Source organism: Streptomyces sp. LS1784 (assembly GCF_020103755.1).
Lineage (GTDB): Bacteria > Actinomycetota > Actinomycetes > Streptomycetales > Streptomycetaceae > Kitasatospora.
In genome coordinates this window covers 1-6,284 of sequence record NZ_JAHSQD010000491.1, presented here as the reverse complement: position 1 = coordinate 6,284, position 6,284 = coordinate 1, and the positions used below count along the sequence as shown (strand labels likewise).

The 6,284-nt window shown below is 72.8% G+C and carries 7 protein-coding genes and 4 tRNA genes; 5 read left to right on the top strand and 6 right to left on the bottom strand.

The window, feature by feature from the left end:
• Nucleotides 1-844 (bottom strand): serine/threonine-protein kinase (locus KS423_RS35640; RefSeq protein WP_224283891.1); only part of this gene is annotated, 844 nt, incomplete at its 3' end.
• Nucleotides 845-1,249: 405 nt separating this feature from the next.
• Between KS423_RS35640 and KS423_RS35635 the strand changes: the two genes are divergently transcribed.
• Complete coding sequence (locus KS423_RS35635; RefSeq protein WP_224283890.1) at nt 1,250-1,450, top strand: hypothetical protein; 201 nt, start codon at nt 1,250-1,252, stop codon at nt 1,448-1,450.
• A gap of 283 nt (nt 1,451-1,733) precedes the next feature.
• Here the strand turns inward: KS423_RS35635 and KS423_RS35630 are convergent.
• The 4 genes from KS423_RS35630 to KS423_RS35615 form a co-directional block, all read right to left on the bottom strand.
• A tRNA-Val gene (locus KS423_RS35630) sits at nt 1,734-1,805 on the bottom strand.
• A 41-nt stretch (nt 1,806-1,846) separates the two neighbouring features.
• Nucleotides 1,847-1,918: transfer RNA gene (locus tag KS423_RS35625), tRNA-Val, on the bottom strand.
• A gap of 33 nt (nt 1,919-1,951) precedes the next feature.
• Nucleotides 1,952-2,025: transfer RNA gene (locus KS423_RS35620), tRNA-Cys, on the bottom strand.
• A gap of 40 nt (nt 2,026-2,065) precedes the next feature.
• Nucleotides 2,066-2,138, bottom strand: a tRNA-Gly gene (locus KS423_RS35615).
• A gap of 319 nt (nt 2,139-2,457) precedes the next feature.
• Between KS423_RS35615 and KS423_RS35610 the strand changes: the two genes are divergently transcribed.
• From KS423_RS35610 to KS423_RS35600, 3 genes are all read left to right on the top strand, one after another.
• Nucleotides 2,458-3,543 carry a chorismate-binding protein gene (locus KS423_RS35610; protein ID WP_224283889.1) on the top strand — a complete coding sequence of 362 codons (1,086 nt, stop codon included), beginning with the start codon at nt 2,458-2,460 and terminating at the stop codon, nt 3,541-3,543.
• Between the two features lie 27 nt (nt 3,544-3,570).
• The gene (locus KS423_RS35605) at nt 3,571-4,401 is read left to right on the top strand and encodes an aminotransferase class IV (protein ID WP_224283888.1); all 831 of its coding nucleotides are present in this window, start codon (nt 3,571-3,573) and stop codon (nt 4,399-4,401) included.
• Nucleotides 4,402-4,462: 61 nt separating this feature from the next.
• Nucleotides 4,463-5,311 carry a GNAT family N-acetyltransferase gene (locus KS423_RS35600; RefSeq protein WP_224283887.1) on the top strand — a complete coding sequence of 283 codons (849 nt, stop codon included), beginning with the start codon at nt 4,463-4,465 and terminating at the stop codon, nt 5,309-5,311.
• A 12-nt stretch (nt 5,312-5,323) separates the two neighbouring features.
• Here the strand turns inward: KS423_RS35600 and KS423_RS35595 are convergent, their stop codons facing one another.
• Nucleotides 5,324-5,824 (bottom strand): DsbA family protein, encoded by a 501-nt coding sequence (locus KS423_RS35595; protein ID WP_224283886.1) that lies wholly within the window; start codon nt 5,822-5,824, stop codon nt 5,324-5,326.
• 110 nt (nt 5,825-5,934) lie between these two features.
• Here KS423_RS35595 and KS423_RS35590 point away from each other — a divergent pair.
• Nucleotides 5,935-6,284, top strand: a 350-nt coding sequence (locus KS423_RS35590) for a hypothetical protein (protein WP_224283885.1), incomplete at its 3' end; no start/stop codon positions are given.

Sequence of the window (6,284 nt, the reverse complement as noted above, 5' to 3'; positions counted from 1 at the left end):
TACCGCCGCCGGAGCCCGCCGCCGCACCGCGCGCCGCCAGCTCGCTGAGCCGCTCGTGCAGCGCGGCGGCCCCGGGCCGTTCGGCGGGCTCCTTGGCCAGGCAGGCCCGGATCAGCGGTGCCAGTTGCGGCGGTACCGCCGAGAGGTCGGGCTCCTCGTGGACGACCCGGTACAACATCACCTCGGAGGACGCCCCGGACCCGAACGGGGTGTCGCCGGTGAGCGCGTACGCGAGCGTGGCGCCGAAGGCGAAGACGTCGGTGGCGGGTGTGACGGCGGCTCCGCGGACCTGTTCGGGCGCGAGGAAGCCGGGGGAGCCGACCGCGGTGCCGACGTGGGTGAGCGTGCTGGCGCCGCGTGACCACGCGATGCCGAAGTCGATGATCCGCGGGCCCCGGGGCGAGAGCAGGATGTTGGACGGCTTGAGGTCCCGGTGGACCACCCCCGCCTCGTGCACCTTGACGAGTCCGTCGGCCAGTGCGGCCCCGATCCGGGCCGCCTCGGGCCAGTTCAGCGGCCCCTCGTCGCCGACCCGCTTGTAGAGCGAGGGCCCCGGCACGTACGCGGTGGCCAGCCAGGGCCGCTCGGTCTCGATGTCCGAGCCGACGACGCGCGCGGTGCAGCCGCCCCGGATCCGGGAGGCGGCGGCGATCTCGCGGGCGAAGCGGGTGCGGAACTCCTGGTCCTCGGCGAGCTCGGCGCGGATCAGCTTGAGGGCCACGCGCTGCCCGCGGCGGTCGGATCCGAGGTACACCACGCCCATGCCGCCGGCGCCCAGTCGCCGGTGCAGGCGGTACGGCCCGACGATGCGGGGGTCCTCACGCCTCAGCCGCATCATCGCCATGTCTCGTTCCCCGTCAGCCTGTGGGTGAGGCCCCGTCGGTTGGGCCATCGTCAGTTCCTGTCTGGCACAGCTTACGGACTGCCCGCTGCGGTGTGCTGATACGCAACACCTGAAGCCACCGTGCGATTGTCCGATCTTGCGCTGACCTGCAGGTCACAGGGTCGCCGAAGAGCTTCTCGGGGTTCTCCCTCAGGGTTCCCTCGGGGGTCGGATGAGACTTCCGTCCCCCTGCGGTAGTAGTCGCGGAGTCCGATCGTCATCCTCCGGGACGTCCGAGGAACAGTACGACGGCATGACGCCCGGAGAACCCCTGACCAATAGCGTTGTGTTCAGCGGTGGACGGGGAGCTCGTCCCCCGAGGTAAGCCGTCCACCGCGCCAACTCGACCGGATCAGGAGCAAGGAAATGCCACCGCAGCTCACGGGAACCCCCCGCCGCCGTCGGCCGGCCTCCGTCCAGCCCCGGTCCGCCGAGCAGCCCACGCGGCACCCCGCCGTGGCGCTGGCCATGGCCCTGCCGTGCGCCGTGCTCCTGGTGCTGCTCTTCGGCGGGTGGGAGCAGATGGCGAACCAGGCCCAGGCCGTCGCCGATCTGATCACCCGCTGAGCAGGAGGAGGAAGGAGACGCCGGCCCCGACGGGCCGGCCGAAGACTGGCACCGATCCCCTGGGGACGGGGAACGGTGTCGCCGGGGAGGCCGCGGCCGCGATGACACGCGGACGGGCGAGAGCGGCGCGCAGAGCGCCCCGGCAGGCGGAGATGCCGCGTACGGACGTCGGTGAGGGCGTCCGTACGCGGCTCTTCTCTTTCCCCGGCACCCGAAGCCACCGAACGGGACGACAAACGGCCGGGGCCGCGACCCTCACGGATCGCGGCCCCGGCCGTTACTGTGCGCGATACTGGGATTGAACCAGTGACCCCTACCGTGTCAAGGTAGTGCTCTCCCGCTGAGCTAATCGCGCCTGGTGTGGCGGTCCTGCAGCGGATCCCGGGGGATCCGACGTGCGCGATACTGGGATTGAACCAGTGACCCCTACCGTGTCAAGGTAGTGCTCTCCCGCTGAGCTAATCGCGCGGGGAGGCCCCCGGTGGAACCGGGGGGACCTCTTGGAGGTGGAGACGGGATTTGAACCCGTGTACACGGCTTTGCAGGCCGTTGCCTCGCCTCTCGGCCACTCCACCAGGCAACACATGAAGAACGATCTTACACTGTTCTCCATCGAGCGGACGACGAGATTCGAACTCGCGACCCTCACCTTGGCAAGGTGATGCTCTACCAACTGAGCCACGTCCGCCTGTCTCCCGGGATCTTCACCGACTTTCCTCGGCTGCGCTCCCCGGCGACGTGTTGAACTCTAGCGGATTCCCGGGCCAGCTAAAAATCCGTTCCCGCAGCATGCCGAGGGGATGACCGGTGAGTGCCGTCCCGTCAGCCCTCCCGGCCGGTCACCGGCCACCACCTGCGGCACTCCCGGACGATCATCCGCAGGTCACCCGACGCACACCCGCGCGACGCACACGGCTGCTCGTGCGCGGGGGCGCGGGCCCGACCCGGCCCACGCCCCCCGACCTACACTTCAGGCACCGCCCCCAGCACCACCGCGCAGGAGAACCGTGTCCGGCCACCCCGACCCCCGTACCCCGCTCGCTCGCTTCGGCGGCCGCCTGGCCACCGGACTGCGTGACGTCACCTCGGACCCGGCGGCCCTCGACTCCGCCGGCCACTGGGCCGTCGCCTACGACTTCGAGGGCCGCCTCACCTGCGCCCGCTTCGACGAAGTCCGCCCCGCCCCCGCCCCGCCCTCCGGCGCCGGCTGGCGCGGACCGGAGGCCGGCAGCTGGCACAGCTCCCTCGACCGCGCCGCCTACACCGCGGGCGTCCGCCGCATCCGCGAGCACATAGCCGCCGGCGAGGTCTACCAGGCCAACCTCTGCCGGGTGCTGTCCGCACCGCTGCCCGAACCGGACCGCAGCGACGTCGACGCCCTCACCGGCCTCCTCGCCCACGGCAACCCCGCCCCCTACGCCGGCACCATCCGCCTGCCCGGGCACGGCGTCGAGATCGCCACCGCCTCGCCCGAGCTCTACCTGCGCCGCACCGGCCGCACCGTGTCCTCCGGGCCGATCAAGGGCACCGGCCGCACCGAGGACGACCTCCTCGACAAGGACCACGCCGAGAACGTGATGATCGTCGACCTGGTCCGCAACGACCTCGGCCGGGTCTGCGAGACCGGCAGCGTCACCGTCCCCGACCTCTGCGCCGTCGAGAAGCACCCCGGCCTGGTCCACCTGGTCTCCACCGTCGAGGGCACCCTGCGCGAGGGCGCCGGCTGGCCCGAGCTCCTCGCCGCCACCTTCCCGCCCGGCTCCGTCACCGGCGCCCCCAAGTCCAGCGCCCTGCGGATCATCGAAGCGCTGGAGACCGCCCCGCGCGGCCCGTACTGCGGCGCCGTCGGCTGGGTCGACGCCGACCGCGGCGAGGCCGAACTCGCCGTCGGCATCCGCACCTTCTGGATCGACCGGACGGACCCGGACGCACCCGTCCTGCGCTTCGGCACCGGCGCCGGCATCACCTGGGGCTCCGACCCCGAGCGCGAATGGGCCGAAACCGAACTGAAGGCCGCCCGACTGGTCGCGATAGCGTCGGGCAGCGAGCCCGGTGGCGAATCCGGCAGCGGATCCGACCCGACCAGGGCCTGAGCCCCTACCGCCTAGGAGCAGCATCCGATGCACAACCGCCCCACGAGCTGGGTCAACGGCGCCCTCGTCGACTCCGCCGACGCGGCCGTCTCGGTCCTCGACCACGGCCTCACCACCGGCGACGGCGTCTTCGAGACCCTGAAGACGGTCGAGGGCCGGGCCTTCGCGGTCACCCGCCACCTCGACCGCCTCACCCGTTCCGCCCGCGGTCTCGGCCTGGCCGACCCCGACCACGACCTGGTCCGCGAGGCCTGTGCCCAGGTCCTCGCCGCCAACCCGGCACCGCTCGGCCGGCTGCGCATCACCTACACCGGCGGCAACGGTCCGCTCAGCTCCGAGCGCGGCAGCACCGTCCCCACCCTGGTCGTCGCCCTCAGCGCGATCGGCCACCGCCCCGACGAGACCGCCGTCGTGGTCGTCCCCTGGCGCCGCAACGAGTACAGCGCCGTCGCCGGCCTCAAGACCACCTCGTACGCCGAGAACGTCGTCGCCCTGGCCGCCGCCCACCGCGCCGGCGCTTCCGAGGCCCTGCTCGCCAACACCGCCGGACTGCTCTGCGAGGGCACCGGCTCCAACGTCTTCGTGGTCGTCGACGGCCGCCTCCTCACCCCCACCCTGGCCTCCGGCTGCCTGGCCGGCATCACCCGGCAGCTCGTCATCGACTGGTGCGGCGCCGAGGAGACCGACCTCCCGCTCGGCGCACTCCGGGACGCCGAGGAGGTCTTCCTGACCTCCACCACCCGCGACGTCCAGGCCGTCACCCGCGTCGACGACCGCGAACTGCCCGGCATCGGCCCCGTCACCGCCAAGGCGATGGCCGTCTTCACCGAGCGCAGCGGCGACGACCTCGACCCGTGATCCCCGACCGGGGGAGAGCACACGGTGGATAACCTCCCGCGCAAGGGGAAGGGACCACCACATGACCACCACGCTGCGCCCCGAGGGCCCGGAGACACCCACCGCGGCCGGCGGCCGCACCAGACGCTGGCTGATCCTCTCGAACGGCCACCCGGTCGGCGCGCTGCGCACCACCGCCGATCCGCAGGGTGGCCAACTCTGGGGCCGCATATCCGAGTTGGAGATCACCGAGGGGCGCGGACGGGGTCGTGGCACGTTCGGCGGGCTGGCCGCCGAGGAGGTGCTGCGGACCTGGGGCTGCTCCCGGGTCGACATCAGCGTCCCCGGGGCGGCCACGACGGCCCGCGGACTCGCCACCACTCTCGGCTACACCGAGCGGGCCCAGGTCATGTCCAAGCGGCTGGTCGCCGCCCCCGACCTGCCCGCCGGGGTGAGCGCGCGCCCCTTCGACCCGGCCGACCTCGACGACTGGCTCGCCCGGTCCACGGAGCACTTCCGCCACTCGCTCATCGAGTCCGGCCTCACCGAGGAGCAGGCCGGGGCCAGGATCGGCGGCGACGACCGGCCGAGCCCGATCCCGCAGGGCGTCGAGACCCCCGGCGTCGTCCTGCGCAGGCTGTACAGCGCCGACGGCGGGGAAGGCCCGTACGGCTCGCTCTGGATGCAGCTGCGTCTGCGCGACCTGCCGGACGGCGAACCGCTCGCCTGGGTGATGAGCGTCGAGGTGTCCCCGGCCCACCGGGGCCGGGGACACGGACGCACTCTGATGCTGCTCGCCGAACGCGAGTGCCTGGCCGCCGGGGTGCGCAACCTGGGCCTCAACGTCTTCACCCGCAACGAGGTGGCCGCCCGGCTCTACGGCTCGCTGGGCTACGAGGTCACCGAGCGTCTCTACGGCAAGCGGCTGTGATCCGACATGCCGTCAGGACGTCTTCGCCGCCTCGATGACGGCCACGATCTGCGCACGCAGCCCGTCCTGGCTCCGGCCGCCGTCGAGGCGCTTCCCGCCGATCACGTACGTCGGCGTGCCCGTGACCCCGATCGCCTTGCCCTCGGCCTGGTCGGCGTCGACGGTCAGCATGTGCCGGCCGTCGACCAGCGCGGTGTCCACCTCGTCGACGTCGGCCCCGACCTCCCGGGCCACCTCCAGCAGCACTTGCTGTCCGCGCGCGTCCAGCTCCGCGGTGCGGGCCAGCAATGCCTCCACGAACGGCCAGCCCTGCCCCTGCGCGAACGCCTCCTCGGCTGCCTCCGCGGCGGCGTAGGCATGCTTGTGCTTCTCCAGCGGGAAGTGCCGCAGCTCCACGGTCAGCGCGTCGCCGTACTGCGCGCGCAGCGCCCGTACGTCGTCCAGCGCGGTGTGGCAGTCCGGGCACTGGAGGTCGCACCAGAACTCGAGGCGGGGGAGGGAACCATCGATCATTCCCCCAGTGTTCCACTAGTGGGCGCCCGCTCCGGGCGGAGGTGCGCCCGAGGGCGGACCGAGAGGAAGGCACCGATGACCAGGACGACCGGACACGAAGGAGTGGTCCCGTGCTGAGCGCGGCGATCAGCTTCATCCTCACGGCGGGCGGGGTGGCCTTCGCGGGGCTGCGGGCCTACCGGCGGCGCTTCCTGTCGGCGACCCGGTGGTTCGCGGTGGCCCTGCTGCCCGCCGGGCTCTACCTGACCGGCCTGTTCCCGCTGGCGAGCACGATCGGCCGGGAGTTCGCCGACTGGGCGGGCAAGCTGGTCCTCGACCCCCGGGTGTGGACCGGCATCGCGCTGCTCGGCGTCTCCGCGGTCCTGCTGGTCACCACCCGCTGGGTGGGCCGCCGCGGCAGTGCGGTGGTGGAGGGTGCCCCGGAGCGCCCGGCCGCGGCCGGCCCGGCGCCCGAGCGCCC

Bases quoted from the DNA above. Each gene is read 5' to 3' on its own strand.
- KS423_RS35635 (WP_224283890.1), top strand. From the start codon at position 1,250: ATGCCACCGCAGCTCACGGGAACCCCCCGCCGCCGTCGGCCGGCCTCC.
- KS423_RS35605 (WP_224283888.1), top strand. From the start codon at position 3,571: ATGCACAACCGCCCCACGAGCTGGGTCAACGGCGCCCTCGTCGACTCC.
- KS423_RS35600 (WP_224283887.1), top strand. From the start codon at position 4,463: ATGACCACCACGCTGCGCCCCGAGGGCCCGGAGACACCCACCGCGGCC.
- KS423_RS35595 (WP_224283886.1), bottom strand. From the start codon at position 5,824: ATGATCGATGGTTCCCTCCCCCGCCTCGAGTTCTGGTGCGACCTCCAG.